Here is a 14,427-nt window from a genome sequence, read left to right as displayed (position 1 = left end):
GATTATTGCAGCCCTTTTAGAAGTACTCCTATGCTGTACTCATAAATCGCTTCCATATTATCACTCATAATCAAATGTCCGTCGATCAACAGCGATGCGAGGCCGTGAATCGATGCCCACACCATAGCCGCCTGAACCATAGGATTGACCTGAGCGATGATTCCCTCTTCCTGGGCTTCAGTAAGCAAACCGATCAGAGCATACAACCCTGTTGCCTGATTCTCATCTTTATAATCGCATATCTCTTCGCGTTCTTGACGAAAATTTTCTCCGAACAATAATCGATAAAGATTCGGATGTTCTATTGCAAAATCGAGATAGGCTCTCCCCATCGCTTCAAACCGCACTGCAACACTATGTGTACGATCTTGAAATATAGGGGTAAAGAGCAAATTAAGGTGCTCATACCCTTTTTCGATTACTCCGAGTATTAACGCTTCTTTGCTTGCAAAATGACGATACACTGCTGTTCGAGAGGTGCCCAATCGCTGAGTCAATTCTCGGAGTGTAATCGTATCAAGCCCCTCCTTGTCAATCATCTCCAAAGCCGTCTGTAAGAGCTCTTCTTTGAGGTTTCCATGATGGTAGGGGGAGGTCTTTTTCTCTTTCATAACGACATTGTAACATGCATAATACAAATAGTGCACATTTTATGTTGACATTGTCCACATTTAATGTTAACATTGTCAACATATATTTTACCAAGGATAATCATGAGACATTTTGTTCTCCTTTCCTTCACCCTTTTGCCATTGATAGCCTCTGACCTCACATCTTTGCTCCCGAGTGCCAAAACAAATTTACGCGTTGAATCCGCACGTCTGGAGATCAAGAAATCTCAAGAACAGCTTGATGAGGCTAAAACAGCCTATTTCCCAACGGTTACTGCAACGGCACTCTATAAGAAAAAAGATAAAGCACCCGCCTTCGAACCCAATAAAATCCAAGGTGCAGAACTAGGCGCTCAAATCAGCATCTTTGATGGATTTCGCCGTGAGGCGCTTCTCGATGCACTTCATGCATCAATGGCTTCAGCAACCCATTCGATGGCACAAGAAGAGCAAAATGTCCTTATGGAAACCATTGCGGCCTATTATGACTATCTCGATACCCAAGACCGCTTGAGCGTTAATCAAGATAAAAAAAAGGAACTTCTCTCCGAAGTGCAACGGTACAAGATACTCGTACAAAATGATCTTGCCACGACCGATATTCTCAAATCGCTGATCGCATCGAAACTGGAAGCCGATTATGACGAACAAAATCTCAAAATGCTGCTTGAAAAACATCGTAAACATCTCGAACTCCTCAGTGCAACACCGATCCATGAGCCGCTTCAGTACCAAGAGCTTGCCATGCCAACATTGACGACGTTAGAGCGCCATGATCTGCAAAGTGATCAAGCAAATATCGATATTTTACGTAATACCGAAGATCGTTATACCTATCTTCCCTCAATCACTCTTGAAGCAAAACACAAATACATGGAATACAGCGGCTACGATACTATGGGGGGGACCAATCTCCAACCCCTCAACCAAAACGAAATAACCGCCTCCCTTACCATGACCCTGTTCGATATGGGACGAATCGCAAAAGAGCGTGAACAAGCCCGTATCGATACCCTAAAAGCCAAAAATCTACTCGATTACAAAACCCAAAGTCTGAACAATGATGCCGATATCGCCCTCATGTCGATTCAAACTTCTCAACATGCCTATGAAGCGGCCATTGCCGAAGAAGAAGCGCGCAGTGAAGCATTCGGTTTTATCAAGAAACGTTTTGAAGCGGGATTGGTCAATACAACGACCTATCTCAGTGAACTCACCAACCTTACCTATTCGCGTGCAAAAGTGCATAATGCACTCAATACCCTCCAAGTAGCAAAAGCCAGTGCCGCGTATGCCTATGGAATTGACCTTATAACACTAATCAAGGAGAAAAAATGAAAATTATTTTGATATCAACACTAACCGCACTCTCTCTATGGGGCGATGTTTACGCCACATTTGAGGCCCAAGCCTATCGTGAAGCGTCACTGGGGATGAACGCGTCGGGGATTGTTAAAAATCTCTCCGTTCAAACAGGTGATCACGTCAAAAAAGGCTCATTCCTTCTTGAACTTGACAGCACCGAAGAACAGCTCTCGCTGAAAATGGCTAAAGCTGATTTAGAATCACTCACCAAAGAGTGTAAATTTTTGAGTGATCAATACGTACGATATGAAAAAAGTGCACAAGTATTCGATAAAAATACCCTCGATAAACTCAAATCCGAATTGGACGCAAAACTTTCACAAAAAGAACGAACCCGATTATCGGTCGCTTATGCCGAACAAAAACTCTCCAAAATGCGCCTTACCGCTCCGTTTGCAGGAAGTATTTCTGAAAAAAATATAGAGATAGGGGATATGGTCTCTTCCATGGGAGGAACGCCGCTGTTTAAACTCATCAGCGATCAAACCAAACTCCTTATCCAGTACGATTCCAAATTCGGCTCACAAGTGAAGGTAGGGGATCATTTTTGCAGTTCTATCGATGGTAAATCAACGGGTAAATGTTCAAAAATCGTAAAAATTTATCCCACAATTAATACTAAAAACCGTCAAATGACTGCTGAAGCTGATGCGTTGGGTCTCCGTCCCGGTACGTTCGGCGACGGCATAATCATGGCGAAATAGGGATCATTATGCATAAAATCGCCATTACCCGCCCTATCACAACCATCATGTTCGCCCTCACCCTGATCTTTTTCGGGCTGGTCGAACGTGGTGATATGCCATCCGCGCTCTACCCCAACGTCGATTTTCCGATTGTCATCGTCACCACTACCTACAAAGGGGCAAATGCCGATATCGTAGAGAGTAAGGTAAGTGACAAGATCGAAGAAGCAGTGAGCGGTATATCAGGACTCGATACCCTCAGCTCCGACAGTTCTAAAGGTATCAGTGTCGTCGTCGCCCAGTTTAAACTTTCCAAAGACCTCGATGAAGCGGTCAATGACGTCCGCGATAAAGTCTCCAGTATTCAACTGCCCAATGAAGTCGATAAACCCTCCGTCGATAAATATTCGATCACCTCTTCTCCTGTTATTACCCTATTTTTAGCAGGTAGCGACACCCAGAAGGTGATGAAACACGCTGATGAGATTCTCAAACCCCGCTTACAGCGCATCGAAGGCGTAGGAGGTGTAACGGTCGCCGGTTTACGCAAAAAGCAGATCCGAATCACACCTGATCCGGCACTTCTTGCCAAATATTCTCTCACAATGAGCGATCTAACCAACCTTATCCGTACACAAAACATCCGTATGGATGGAGGAAAAACGGTTGATCCCAAGCACGAGTTCCAAATTCTAATCGATAACGACAGCAAAACAGTAGAAGCTTTATCTGGACTTCGGATACGCGAAGGATTGAATTTAGGCGATGTGGCTACGGTCAGTGATACGCTAGCCGAAGAGCGTAGTTTTGCGTCATTGGATGGAAAATCGGGCGTTTTACTGATGGTCAAAAAGATGACCGGTGCCAATGATATCGCCATCGCCGATGCCGTACGTTCTGGGCTCCCTGCCCTCTCAGCGTTAGAGCCGACGATGACACTTACTCCCTTGCAAGATACGACAGGATATATCCGTGATACCCTCGATGGTGTTCAGTTCGACCTTATATTAGGTTCCATTCTCGCCTCACTCGTCATCTTTTTGTTCTTACGCAACTTCACCCTCACTCTAATTGCCGCTGTTTCGCTTCCAGTATCCATTTTCGGGGTATTCGCAATCATGGGATGGAGCGGTCAAACCTTCAACCTCCTCACCCTCACCGCCCTCACCCTCGCCATCGGAATCATCATTGATGATGCTATCGTCGTGATCGAAAACATCTTCAAACGGCTCGAAGCGGGACGCGATCGTATTAATGCCGCCATCGAAGGGGTAAATGAGATCATATTCTCCATCGTCGCGATCTCCTCCATGCTCCTCGCTGTTTTCGTACCCGTCGCTAAAATGAGTGGGATAGTAGGACGTTTCTTTACCAGTTTCGGGGTAACAATCATCGCCGCTATTGGAGTATCATTCGTCATCGCCGTGACTCTCATCCCGATGATCGCTTCCCAAATCGCCAAAGGAGAACACAGCCGCTTTTATCACAGAACAGAGTTTTTCTTTGTCCGCATGGAAGAGATCTACCGTTCTCTCATCCTGAGCGTTTTGAAACACAAAAAGACCACTCTCTTTAGTGCATTAGGTATTTTCATCGTCTCCATCATCCTATCAGGAACACTAGGGATGGTATTCATGCCTAAAGAGGACAAAAGCCAGTTCGACATCACCCTAAAAGCTCCTGTCGGAACCAGCATCGGCGGTATGAAACAGCTCTCTCTCGACGTTCAGCACCGTATCGCAAAAATTGCCGAAGTGGAATACTGTACCCTCTACGTCGGACGGGGAAATGATCAAAAAGCGAACGAATCGGCACTTTACGTCCGTCTCAAACCACTTCATCAGCGTGAACGGAGCCAAAGCGACGTGATGAAAGAGATCCGCTCGATGTTGAATAGTTTAAAAGGATTCACGATGACCAGTGTTACTGAAGTAAACGACATCGGAGGCTATGAGATCAACACTCCGTATCAAGTGATCCTCAAAGCCCAAAATATGGACGATGCGGAAGCATCAGCTCAAAAACTGATGAAACTGCTCAAAAGTATTGAGGGGACAACGGATGTTCAAAGCAACATTCAGCCTAAAGCACCACAGCTAAGCATCACCGTCCTCACCCAAAACGCCACACGTCTGGGAGTCAACGTCGATGATATCGCCCGTATCGTTGCCAGCGCCTATTCTGGGGATGGAACCATCACCTTTATCCGTGAACGGGGTAAAGAGTACGATGTGGTAATGCGTCTAGATGATACCAAACGCGAAAATATCGAAGCACTTAACACTTTGAATGTCCGTACCTCTTCAGGGATTACCGTGCCGCTCTCGGCAGTGGTATCAATCACCCAGAGTTACGCACCAACCACGATCAAACGGTTCGACCGTCTCAAAAAAGTGATCGTCGGTTCCGATATTACCAAAGCCCTCCCGCTCGATAAACTCGTCAAAATCGTCAATGAGCGTCAAAACGAGTGGTTAGGCAAAGGAGTAGCCTATGAACTCGACGGCGATGCCAAACATATGCAAGAGAGTAACGAAGCGTTCGGCGTGGCTATCGGTGCAGCCCTCGTGATGATCTATCTCATCCTCGCCGCATTGTACGAATCACCTCTTCAGCCGCTCATCATCATGAGTGCATTGCCACTGAGCTTTACAGGGGCATTTATCGGTCTGTGGGCGGCAGGGATGAATATGTCGCTCTTTAGTATGATGGGATTGATGCTCCTGCTCGGACTGGTAGGGAAAAACTCCACCCTCGTCGTCGATGCCGCAAACCGCCTCTTGGAGTCAGGGAAACCTCTCGATGAAGCGATCGTGGAAGCAGGACTCTCACGTCTACGCCCTATTTTGATGACGACGACGGCCATGTGTTTCGGGATGCTCCCCCTAGCCCTCTCCGTCGGTGAAGGCTCAGGAGTCAAAGGGCCGATGGGGGTTGCCGTCATCTGTGGACTATTGCTATCAACACTGACCAGTCTCCTCGTTGTACCGGCACTCTACAAAGCCCTTGCACCGTTGGATGCGAAAATTCGTAAGCTTTATACGATTAAAAAATAGTTCTCTCGTCATTCCCGCGAAGGCGGGAATCCAGCTTCTATACATTATTTTCAAAATTATTCCCATTTTGGGAAATATACGTTATACTTCTTCCCATGAGAGTCATCACAAAACGGACATTACTCGATTTCTGGGAAAAACACCCTGACGCACTGAGTCCACTCAGCGCATGGTACGCCGAAGCGGTAAAAGCACAGTGGTCAATACCGCAGGATATAAAAGCCCAGTATAAAACGGCGAGTTTTTTAGGGGATAACCGTGTCGTTTTTAACATCGGCGGAAATAAATATCGTTTGATCGTAAAGATTAACTATCCCTATGGAACCGTCTATATCCGTTTTATCGGTACGCATGCCGAATATGACAAAATTAAAGCAGAGGAGATTTAAGATGAATATTTTTCCAATCCGAACTGAAGCCGATTATGAAAAAGCACTGTCGCGTATCGAAATGCTGATGGATGCTGAGTTCAACACACCCGAAGGGGATGAACTCGATATTTTGACAACACTTGTCGAGAATTACGAAGCCAAACATTTCCCAATTCCCCAATGTGACCCTATAGAGGCAATTCGCTTTCGAATGGAGCAGATGGGATTAGAGGCTAAAGATTTGACCCCGATTATCGGTTCACGTTCCAAAGTTTCTGAAGTACTAAACCATAAACGTCAACTCTCTATCTCGATGATTCGTAATTTACACGCTCGGTTGAATCTCCCTTATGAATCTTTGATCGGCGCGTAACAAATTTACATGACCTTAGACGATTTACACCGCCTCTTACGTACCAATGCTAGTACTGTAACCGAAGAATACACCCGTCTGTTTCACGGACGGGGAAATACCTATAGTGGATACCGTTTTCTCACCGTGGACAGCGTAGATAAAGTTCTCTTTGCCGTCTTGTTTGACACAAACGATGAGGAAGAAGCAATGATGTCAATGCTACGTGATTTCTATGCCTCTGAGGGCAAATGGAAAGCTCTCGCTGTACAACAGCGTTATCTTCCCTCATCTCCAACAACCGTTATAGAGGGTGAATTACCCTTAGAGACTTATGCCATCGAAAACGGACTCAAATATCACGTCAATTTTCAAAGTGCCCAAAACATCGGATTTTTCCCTGATATGAAAATCGGACGGGACTTCATTCGAATACATGCAAAAGAGAAAAAAGTTTTAAACCTCTTCTCCTACACCTGCTCGTTCTCGGTTGTCGCAATCGAAGCGGGAGCGCACTCGGTTGTTAACGTCGATATGAACAAAAATGTTCTCACTATTGGTCGGGAAAACCACCGCCTTAATGGACTCGATACGAAAAAAGCAGCATTCATGCCCTACAATATCCTCAAATCATGGAGCCGAATCCGAAAAGCGGGACCGTATGATCTGATCATCATCGATCCCCCTAGCTTCCAAAAAGGCTCATTCGCCGCCACAAGTGATTATGAGAAGATTATCCGCAGACTCCATGAGTTCGCCGCGCAGGAGTGTATCGTTTTGTCAGCGCTCAACGCTCCCGAGTTAGAGAGTGAGTTTATCAAGGCTCTTTTCCGTGAAAATGCCCCTGATTTTCAATACATCGAACGATTACAAAATAGGGAGAGCTTTCCCGAAATAGAGGAAGAACGAAGTCTGAAAAATCTAATTTTTAGAAAAAGTCTCTAAGATTGATCTTCAATCGCATTGCAAAGCAGGATAATCCAAATACCCTTTTTCATCCTGCGTATAAAAACTGGCCGGGTCAGGGGTATTTAATTCAGAATTGCTTTTAAACCGTTCCGGAAGATCCGGATTAGCTAAAAAGAGTACGGCAAAAGCAACTGCATCGGCTAGGCCGTTTTGAATTGACATATTACCCCTCTCCAGAGTGTAACCGCCATTCGCAATCAAAATACCGTTATATGCCTCTCTAAGAACACTCAGTTCAACAACATTTGCACCGTGTCGGATGTCACCTTCGAGTGCATCAATAATATGCAGATACGCTAAATTAAACGAATTGAGTTTTTCACAGATGTAAGAAAAATGACTCTGAGGATCGGAATCTTTCATATCGTTAAATGTGCCGCTGGGAGAGAGTCGCACACCTGTTTTGTCTGAACCGATAGCGGCACAAATCCCTTCTACAATTTCAAAAAGGAACCGAGCTCTGTTTTCGACACAACCCCCATAGGCATCTTCTCTATCATTGGTTCCGTCACGCAAAAACTGATCGATCAGATAACCGTTAGCCCCATGGATTTCCACACCGTCGAATCCTGCTTCTATCGCATTTTTCGCACCTGTTACATAGTCTTGTACAACACTTTTAATCTCATCAATGCTAAGAGCATGCGGTGTAACAAACTCTTTCATCCCATCATAGGTATAGATACTGCCGGCAGGTTTAATGGCAGATGGAGCAACGGGGAGTTCACCGTTATGAAATGCAGGATGAGAGATTCGCCCGACATGCCAAAGCTGCAAGAATATTATCCCCCCTTTCTCATGTACCGCCTTGGTTACTTGTTTCCATCCTTCTATTTGCTCAGAGGTATGAATACCGGGCGTATAAGGATATCCGATACCCTTTGTCGAAATCTGAGTCGCTTCGGTGATGATGAGTCCGGCTGATGCTCTTTGGGCATAATAGCGAGCCATCATATCGTTTGGAACATTGTTATAAACACTTCGGCACCGTGTCATCGGTGCCATAAATATTCGATTTCGCAAATGGTAATTACCGATTTTTATAGGTGCAAGTAAATTCATAACCAACTCCTCATAAGATATGAAGGTCATTATTTCACAATAGGATTTAAACAATAATGAATAATATTTAGTAATTTTACTATGAAATGAAATAATACTCTTTTAAGGCTTCGCCGCAATCTTCATCGCCAATTTACGGGCAAATGGAAATACGAGTAGAATCGTCGGAAACGCGATAGCATAGGCAACTAGCCAAGCATGAATCCATATTCCGACAAACCCGTGAACAAATCCTAGATTGATGAATGTGATCGCCCCCGACATGATAAAACTCATAAAACCAGAGAGCAATGCCGCTTGTACTTGATGAAGATATTTAACTGAAACCATATTTTTCCCTTTATTTACTGCTGCACGCGATTGTAATATTGTTATCATGCGCATAAATAACACCCCACTCGATCATCATGTCGAGAATCGGACGTAGTGCTTCACCGTGCGGGGTAAGACTGTACTCAACTTTCGGCGGTATCTGTTCATAGATCACACGACTAACTAGTCCATTGTCTTCCATCTCACGAAGCTGCTGAGTGAGCATCTTTTGGGTTATACGTGGCATTAGACGGAGCATTTCGCCGTTACGAAGTACCTTTTGTTCAAGTAAGTGCCATAGGATCAGCCCCTTCCATTTCCCGCCGATAAGCTCGATAGTAAGTTCAAATGGGCAATTAAAACGTATTTCGTCTTTCTTCACTAGTTACCTTTTAGTATGTACAGTACTTTTTAGTACGTTCTTGACTTAAAATACTGTATTATATAAAATCTCACCTGATATAACTTTGAAGGGTTAGCTATGAAACGCGTATTGTTATTAAATCTGCATCAAAAATATGAAGGAATTGCCAATGGCAATTTAACAAAAGATCTTCTAAATGAGGCAAAAACTTTCTTTCTAGAAAACGGTTATGAAGTCAAGGAAACTAATATTGATAGTGGATATAATGTAACTGAAGAGGTGGAAAAATTCAAATGGGCTGATCTCTTTTTTGTACAATCCCCTGTCTATTGGATGGGATTACCGTGGCTGGGTAAAAAGTACATTGATGAGATTTTCTCAGCTGGGGTAAATACGGTCACCTATATCAATGACGGTCGAAGCCAAAGTGATCCATCCAAAACCTATGGAAGCGGCGGTTTAATGAGTGAAAAACGATACATGCTCAGTTTTACCTATAACTGCCCGAAAAGTGAATTTGATAATCCGCAAGGTTTTTTTAATGGATTGAGTTTGGATGAAGCTAATGTAGGGCTTCATAAAACTTTCCAATTTTGCGGCGTTAAACCGTATGCAAGTTTCTCCGTGCATGATGTCTATAAATCAGAATTTGATATAAACAGTGTCCTACACGGATTAAATCACCATTTAAACCAAACAATACAATAAGGATTTTCCATGAGAAACGATTTTGAAAATGCGATGCACTTCCGTCATGCGTGCAAACTGTTTGATAACACTAAAACAATGAGTAGTGAGGATCTAACCTTTATCCTCGAAGCGGGACGCCTCAGCCCCAGCTCGTTCGGGATGGAGCAATGGCAGTTTTTCGTTATCCGCGACAGCGCGATGCGTGAAGAAATTCAAGCTGCATCATGGAATCAGCCTCAAATCACGACAGCCTCTGAACTGATCGCGATTGCCTATAAAAAGAATGTCCGTAGTACCGATGCCTATATCCAAGACGAATTTGCAAAATTCCACTATCCTGATGGACTGCTCGGAATGTACGCAGGATTCGTCGATCCTCGCAGTGATGAAGTGTTGGAGTGCTGGTCGTCGCGCCAAGTGTATATCGCGGCGGCAAACATGATGACAGCCGCTGCATCGATCGGGATCGATTCGTGTCCGATGGAGGGATTTGATCGTGATGCGGTAGAGAAAATCATGGGGATTGATACGGAGGTTTATGGAGTTCCCTTACTCATTCCATTTGGATACCGTGTCAATGAACAGCCCCCTATACACAGATCTGAATTAAGTGAACTCGTAACGTATATTTAACAAGGAAACTAATGAACGCATTTACCTACTACAACCCTACCCGAATCGAATTCGGACGCGGAAAAGAAAACAACATCGGAGAAATGATCGCCGAGCAGGGGATCAAACGTCTCCTCCTCGTCTACGGAACGGGTTCGATCAAAAAAAACGGCTTATACGACAGAATTGTTCAGAGTCTCACAACAGCAGGAATCACATTTGAAGAACTTGATGGAGTCGTAAGCAATCCCCTGCTCTCCCGCGTTCATGATGGAATCGAAATAGTAAAATCACATAATCTACAAGCCGTTCTCGGAGTCGGCGGAGGCTCAGTCGTCGATTCGGCTAAAGCGATCGCTGCAGGAGCAGTATACGATGGAGACGTATGGGATTTTTTCATCCAAAAAGCATCTATCACGGCTGCTCTTCCTGTCTATGCAGTCATGACCCTTGCAGCAACTGCCAGTGAAATGAACGGCAACTCAGTCGTAATGAACGATACGACCAAACAAAAATACTCCATTGCGTCCGTATTCGTTAACCCTAAAATTTCGATTATCAATCCCGAACTGATGATGAGCGTTACACCGGAATATCTGGCTTATTCGGCAACCGATATTATTGCACATACCATTGAAGTCTATTTTACCGCCGACGATCATCCCCACTTTCAGTCCAGACTCGTCGAATCAATTGTCAAAACAGTTATTGAAACAACTGAAATCCTTCTCAAAGATCCGCAAAATTACAATGCGCGTTCCGAGTTTGCGTGGGCTTCTACACAAGCACTCAACGGTTTGACAAACTCAGGAACTGGCGGTGGAAGTTTTCCAAATCACATGATCGAACACGCCCTCTCTGCCCTCTTTAATATCGCTCACGGTGCAGGTTTAGCCATTGTAATACCGGCATGGATGAAATGGTACAAAGGGCAAAATCCGGCTCAGTTTGAACGCTTTGCCAAAGAGGTTTTCGGACTCGAAACAGCAGATGAAGGAATCAGTGCATTGGAAAATTGGTTTAACTCTATCGGTGCACCGGTTACCCTCTCAGCTGCAAATATTCCGCAAGAGCGTATTGGTGAAATTGCAGAAAATGCTCATGGGTTAGCACTATTGTGGGGTATGGGAGAAGAATATTCTTCCCAGACAATCGCCACTATCCTTCAAAATGCTTAAATTCACACAAGACGTGTAACGTATTATTTAACAGACAATAATCTTCTCTCCGTAGCGCTTTTTACGCTCGGTGGTATAAGCCCACCATACACGAGCCTCTCCTCCGTTCATAAAATCGGTGATCGACATCAGCACATCGAGCATGCACGGGTCTTGTTTCTCCCCAAACGCTTTGCAAAATCGAACATACAAATCATACGGGTCCTCTCCGCGAAGCTGATTTGGGTGAGTAATACCGATTCGGGTAAAATCAGCGGCAACCGTTTTACCGACATTGGGAAGATCAGTCAGTTTTTCGACTTTTTCACGAATGACTTTCGCAGGGTTCATGAGTATAACCTTTACGTTTTAGGATGTATCGAATAACGTCCATATCTTTTATCTACTTCTAGCGACGTGTTGAATATAGTTGATAGGTTGTCACTGTTTAACACCTCTTCTTTCTTTCCTGCTGCATAGATTACTCCCTCTTTTAACAATACCGCTTTAGTGATCTCTTCAAATACCTCTTCGATATGATGTGTCACCAAAATAACCGTCGTACCGCTATTAGCCAAAGAGCGCATCATCTCTATAAAATCAAGCTGCGATTTAATATCCAGTCCTACCGTCGGTTCGTCAAGCAAAATCGCTTTTACCGGATGAACAAGCGCACGAGCTACGATACATTTTCGAAGCTCTCCCGTCGACATCTCACTCAAATGTTTTTCTCTCAGGTGTTCGATTCCCAACCGCATCATGGCGCGTTCAGCCGCTTCGATCTGCTCACTAGTCACCTCTAAATGATCAAACAACCCTATCGTTCCGTTAAAACCGCTCAGTACCGTCTCAAACCCGCTGAGATAGCCGCTCTCAAATGCGAAACGGGTATGCAGATCGTTCGTAACAACCCCTAAATGCTTACGTAATTCAGTGATAACCCATCGTTCATTACCCAATATCTCTCTTCTAAACGGCTCATCGATATAAGACGGATACAGTTCGCAATTAATCAGTTTGATAAGGCTCGATTTCCCAGAACCGTTTGCCCCAAGGATAACACAGTGCTCCCCTTGATCGATTTGAAGCGAAATATTTTTTAGGACCGGAGATTGGGTGTACGTGAGTTGGACATTGTCGAATAATACTATCGAATTCATTTAAAATCATTTCCTTATTTGTTTGCACATACAGCTATTTTCATGATCGTCGATCATCCCACATGCTTGCATAAACGCGTACATGGTAGTCGTTCCGATAAATTTAAATCCCCGTGTTTTGAGCTCTTTTGTAATAGTATCGGAAATATCTGAGGTACACGCCGCTTCTTTGTAATCAGAAACATCATTAATAATTGCTCTTCCGCCCACTTTTCCCCAAAAATACGTATCCAAGGAACCGTACTCTTTTTGAATCTCTAAAAACCCTCGTGCATTCGTGATAATCGCTTCAATTTTGGGACGGCTTTTTACCACAAGTCCGCTGTTGAGTATGCAATCTATGTCTGCCTCCCCATAGTGTGCCACCTTATTCAGATCAAATTCCTCAAATGCTTCGCGATACCCTTCACGTTTTTTGAGGATCGTCAGCCAGCTCAAACCTGCCGATTGGGTCTCTAAACTAAAGAGTTCAAAAAGGGTTCGATCATCGTGTAAAGGCTTCCCCCACTCTTCATCATGATAAGCGACATAGACAGGATCACTCAGTTTGACCCATCCGCAGCGTGAAACCGGCATAATACCCTCCGCTTTTTATATCATAAATATAATAGCATAAGTCATTCAACAGAGAAATTTAATTGCTTCATGCCATATTTTGTTCTATAATGAGCCAATTTTTCCAAAGGAATACGATGGCACTCGATCTCTCCGATACGCTCGTCGTCGGTATCACCGCTACGGCGCTGTTTGACCTATCCGAATCCGACCGCGTCTTTAAAGAACAGTATCAAAACGATCCCGATAGTGCGATCGAAGTGTACCGTCAATATATGTCCGAACGGGAAAACGATATCCTCGACCAAGGAACCGGTTTTCCACTCGTCAAAGCACTTCTCGAACTAAACCGATATCAAAAAGAGGGAGAGACTCCTCTCGTCGAAGTGGTCATCATGTCGCGAAATAGTCCAGAAACGGGTCTGCGTGTCCTTAATACAATCCGTAAAATGGGACTGCCGATTTCACGTTCAGCCTTTACCGCCGGAGAGACGGTCGTCGATTATCTGGATGCTTTTGACGTCGATCTCTTCCTCACAACCGATATTCCCGATGCACAGCAGGTAATAGACAGCCGTATCTGTGCCGCCGCCGTCGTCAAAGCACCTCCGAAGGAGATAGGTTCAACTCCTGAAGGACAGGTTCGGATCGCCTTCGACGGTGATGCAGTACTTTTTGATGACAGCAGTGAGCTCCTCTACAAACAACACGGGCTAAAAGCGTTCCATGCCGCCGAAGATGCCGCTCAGGACACCCCTTTGGGTGAAGGGCCTTACGCGACTCTGCTAAAAAAACTCTCCCGACTCCAAGACCGTCTGCCGATTCGCGTCGAATACTCCCCTATTCGCATCGCCATCGTCACCGCACGCAGTTCACCGGCTGAAATGAGAGTCATTAAAACACTTCGAGAGTGGGGAGTTTATGTGGATGAAGCATTTTTTCTGGGAGGGGTTGAAAAGAGCCGCGTTCTAAAGGCCTTCAAACCCCACATCTTTTTCGACGATCAGGATGTCCATCTCGATACTGCCGCGCATGCCGTCCCTTCCGGAAAAGTCCCCTATCACAGCGATTCGCCACTCCACACATCTAACTCGTGATACGCTAC

17 protein-coding genes are annotated in these 14,427 nt (G+C 44.7%); 10 read left to right on the top strand and 7 right to left on the bottom strand.

Annotation, left to right across the window (positions count from 1 at the left end):
• Positions 1-2: 2 nt before the first annotated feature.
• The gene (locus PHI47_RS01535; protein ID WP_299932954.1) at positions 3-611 is read right to left on the bottom strand and encodes a WHG domain-containing protein; all 609 of its coding nucleotides are present in this window, start codon (positions 609-611) and stop codon (positions 3-5) included.
• Positions 612-713: 102 nt separating this feature from the next.
• Between PHI47_RS01535 and PHI47_RS01530 the strand changes: the two genes are divergently transcribed.
• The 6 genes from PHI47_RS01530 (at position 714) to PHI47_RS01505 (ending at position 7,386) form a co-directional block, all read left to right on the top strand.
• Positions 714-1,949, top strand: coding sequence for a TolC family protein (locus PHI47_RS01530; protein WP_299932951.1), 1,236 nt, complete (start codon positions 714-716; stop codon positions 1,947-1,949).
• Positions 1,946-2,680, top strand: coding sequence for an efflux RND transporter periplasmic adaptor subunit (locus PHI47_RS01525; RefSeq protein ID WP_299932948.1), 735 nt, complete (start codon positions 1,946-1,948; stop codon positions 2,678-2,680). Before PHI47_RS01530 ends, PHI47_RS01525 begins: the two co-directional genes overlap by 4 nt.
• Positions 2,681-2,688: 8 nt before the next feature.
• Positions 2,689-5,718: an efflux RND transporter permease subunit gene (locus PHI47_RS01520; RefSeq protein ID WP_299932945.1), complete on the top strand. Its 3,030-nt coding sequence runs from the start codon at positions 2,689-2,691 to the stop codon at positions 5,716-5,718.
• A gap of 95 nt (positions 5,719-5,813) precedes the next feature.
• On the top strand, positions 5,814-6,107 hold the full coding sequence (locus PHI47_RS01515; RefSeq protein ID WP_299932943.1) for a type II toxin-antitoxin system HigB family toxin: 294 nt from the start codon (positions 5,814-5,816) through the stop codon (positions 6,105-6,107).
• Position 6,108: 1 nt separating this feature from the next.
• The gene (locus PHI47_RS01510) at positions 6,109-6,462 is read left to right on the top strand and encodes a DNA-binding protein (protein ID WP_299932940.1); all 354 of its coding nucleotides are present in this window, start codon (positions 6,109-6,111) and stop codon (positions 6,460-6,462) included.
• 9 nt (positions 6,463-6,471) lie between these two features.
• Positions 6,472-7,386 (top strand): class I SAM-dependent methyltransferase, encoded by a 915-nt coding sequence (locus PHI47_RS01505; protein WP_299932937.1) that lies wholly within the window; start codon positions 6,472-6,474, stop codon positions 7,384-7,386.
• Between the two features lie 9 nt (positions 7,387-7,395).
• Here PHI47_RS01505 and PHI47_RS01500 read toward each other — a convergent pair whose 3' ends face one another.
• The 3 genes from PHI47_RS01500 to PHI47_RS01490 form a co-directional block, all read right to left on the bottom strand.
• A complete protein-coding gene (locus PHI47_RS01500) occupies positions 7,396-8,472 on the bottom strand; it encodes an alkene reductase (protein ID WP_299932934.1) in 1,077 nt (358 codons plus the stop codon).
• 102 nt (positions 8,473-8,574) lie between these two features.
• Positions 8,575-8,802, bottom strand: coding sequence for a DUF2798 domain-containing protein (locus PHI47_RS01495; RefSeq protein ID WP_299932931.1), 228 nt, complete (start codon positions 8,800-8,802; stop codon positions 8,575-8,577).
• 10 nt (positions 8,803-8,812) lie between these two features.
• Complete coding sequence (locus PHI47_RS01490; protein WP_299932928.1) at positions 8,813-9,166, bottom strand: helix-turn-helix domain-containing protein; 354 nt, start codon at positions 9,164-9,166, stop codon at positions 8,813-8,815.
• Positions 9,167-9,265: 99 nt separating this feature from the next.
• On the opposite strand from PHI47_RS01490, the gene PHI47_RS01485 reads away from it, so the two are divergent.
• The 3 genes from PHI47_RS01485 to PHI47_RS01475 are packed head-to-tail and all read left to right on the top strand — an operon-like array spanning position 9,266 to position 11,628.
• A complete protein-coding gene (locus PHI47_RS01485) occupies positions 9,266-9,856 on the top strand; it encodes an NAD(P)H-dependent oxidoreductase (protein WP_299932925.1) in 591 nt (196 codons plus the stop codon).
• Between the two features lie 9 nt (positions 9,857-9,865).
• Complete coding sequence (locus PHI47_RS01480; protein ID WP_299932922.1) at positions 9,866-10,471, top strand: NAD(P)H-dependent oxidoreductase; 606 nt, start codon at positions 9,866-9,868, stop codon at positions 10,469-10,471.
• 11 nt (positions 10,472-10,482) lie between these two features.
• Positions 10,483-11,628 carry an iron-containing alcohol dehydrogenase gene (locus PHI47_RS01475; protein WP_299932919.1) on the top strand — a complete coding sequence of 382 codons (1,146 nt, stop codon included), beginning with the start codon at positions 10,483-10,485 and terminating at the stop codon, positions 11,626-11,628.
• Positions 11,629-11,655: 27 nt separating this feature from the next.
• Here the strand turns inward: PHI47_RS01475 and PHI47_RS01470 are convergent, their stop codons facing one another.
• From PHI47_RS01470 to PHI47_RS01460, 3 genes are read right to left on the bottom strand one after another with little or no spacing between them, the layout of a single operon-like run.
• Complete coding sequence (locus PHI47_RS01470) at positions 11,656-11,958, bottom strand: helix-hairpin-helix domain-containing protein (RefSeq protein WP_299932916.1); 303 nt, start codon at positions 11,956-11,958, stop codon at positions 11,656-11,658.
• Between the two features lie 11 nt (positions 11,959-11,969).
• Positions 11,970-12,767: an ATP-binding cassette domain-containing protein gene (locus PHI47_RS01465; RefSeq protein WP_299932913.1), complete on the bottom strand. Its 798-nt coding sequence runs from the start codon at positions 12,765-12,767 to the stop codon at positions 11,970-11,972.
• A gap of 6 nt (positions 12,768-12,773) precedes the next feature.
• The gene (locus PHI47_RS01460) at positions 12,774-13,343 is read right to left on the bottom strand and encodes a DNA-3-methyladenine glycosylase I (protein ID WP_299932910.1); all 570 of its coding nucleotides are present in this window, start codon (positions 13,341-13,343) and stop codon (positions 12,774-12,776) included.
• Positions 13,344-13,459: 116 nt separating this feature from the next.
• Here PHI47_RS01460 and PHI47_RS01455 point away from each other — a divergent pair, with 116 nt between their 5' ends.
• A complete protein-coding gene (locus tag PHI47_RS01455; RefSeq protein WP_299932907.1) occupies positions 13,460-14,419 on the top strand; it encodes a 5'-nucleotidase in 960 nt (319 codons plus the stop codon).
• Positions 14,420-14,427: the final 8 nt, after the last annotated feature.

It is taken from the genome of Sulfuricurvum sp. (assembly GCF_028713855.1).
Taxonomy (GTDB): Bacteria; Campylobacterota; Campylobacteria; order Campylobacterales; family Sulfurimonadaceae; genus Sulfuricurvum.
The sequence above is the reverse complement of the archived record's forward strand: the minus strand, read 5'-3'. Positions and strand labels throughout refer to the sequence as shown.

Coding starts and splice junctions, on each gene's coding strand:
- PHI47_RS01535 (WP_299932954.1), bottom strand. CDS start 611: ATGAAAGAGAAAAAGACCTCCCCCTACCATCATGGAAACCTCAAAGAA.
- PHI47_RS01530 (WP_299932951.1), top strand. CDS start 714: ATGAGACATTTTGTTCTCCTTTCCTTCACCCTTTTGCCATTGATAGCC.
- PHI47_RS01525 (WP_299932948.1), top strand. CDS start 1,946: ATGAAAATTATTTTGATATCAACACTAACCGCACTCTCTCTATGGGGC.
- PHI47_RS01520 (WP_299932945.1), top strand. CDS start 2,689: ATGCATAAAATCGCCATTACCCGCCCTATCACAACCATCATGTTCGCC.
- PHI47_RS01515 (WP_299932943.1), top strand. CDS start 5,814: ATGAGAGTCATCACAAAACGGACATTACTCGATTTCTGGGAAAAACAC.
- PHI47_RS01510 (WP_299932940.1), top strand. CDS start 6,109: ATGAATATTTTTCCAATCCGAACTGAAGCCGATTATGAAAAAGCACTG.
- PHI47_RS01505 (WP_299932937.1), top strand. CDS start 6,472: ATGACCTTAGACGATTTACACCGCCTCTTACGTACCAATGCTAGTACT.
- PHI47_RS01500 (WP_299932934.1), bottom strand. CDS start 8,472: ATGAATTTACTTGCACCTATAAAAATCGGTAATTACCATTTGCGAAAT.
- PHI47_RS01495 (WP_299932931.1), bottom strand. CDS start 8,802: ATGGTTTCAGTTAAATATCTTCATCAAGTACAAGCGGCATTGCTCTCT.
- PHI47_RS01485 (WP_299932925.1), top strand. CDS start 9,266: ATGAAACGCGTATTGTTATTAAATCTGCATCAAAAATATGAAGGAATT.
- PHI47_RS01480 (WP_299932922.1), top strand. CDS start 9,866: ATGAGAAACGATTTTGAAAATGCGATGCACTTCCGTCATGCGTGCAAA.
- PHI47_RS01475 (WP_299932919.1), top strand. CDS start 10,483: ATGAACGCATTTACCTACTACAACCCTACCCGAATCGAATTCGGACGC.
- PHI47_RS01470 (WP_299932916.1), bottom strand. CDS start 11,958: ATGAACCCTGCGAAAGTCATTCGTGAAAAAGTCGAAAAACTGACTGAT.
- PHI47_RS01465 (WP_299932913.1), bottom strand. CDS start 12,767: ATGAATTCGATAGTATTATTCGACAATGTCCAACTCACGTACACCCAA.
- PHI47_RS01460 (WP_299932910.1), bottom strand. CDS start 13,343: ATGCCGGTTTCACGCTGCGGATGGGTCAAACTGAGTGATCCTGTCTAT.
- PHI47_RS01455 (WP_299932907.1), top strand. CDS start 13,460: ATGGCACTCGATCTCTCCGATACGCTCGTCGTCGGTATCACCGCTACG.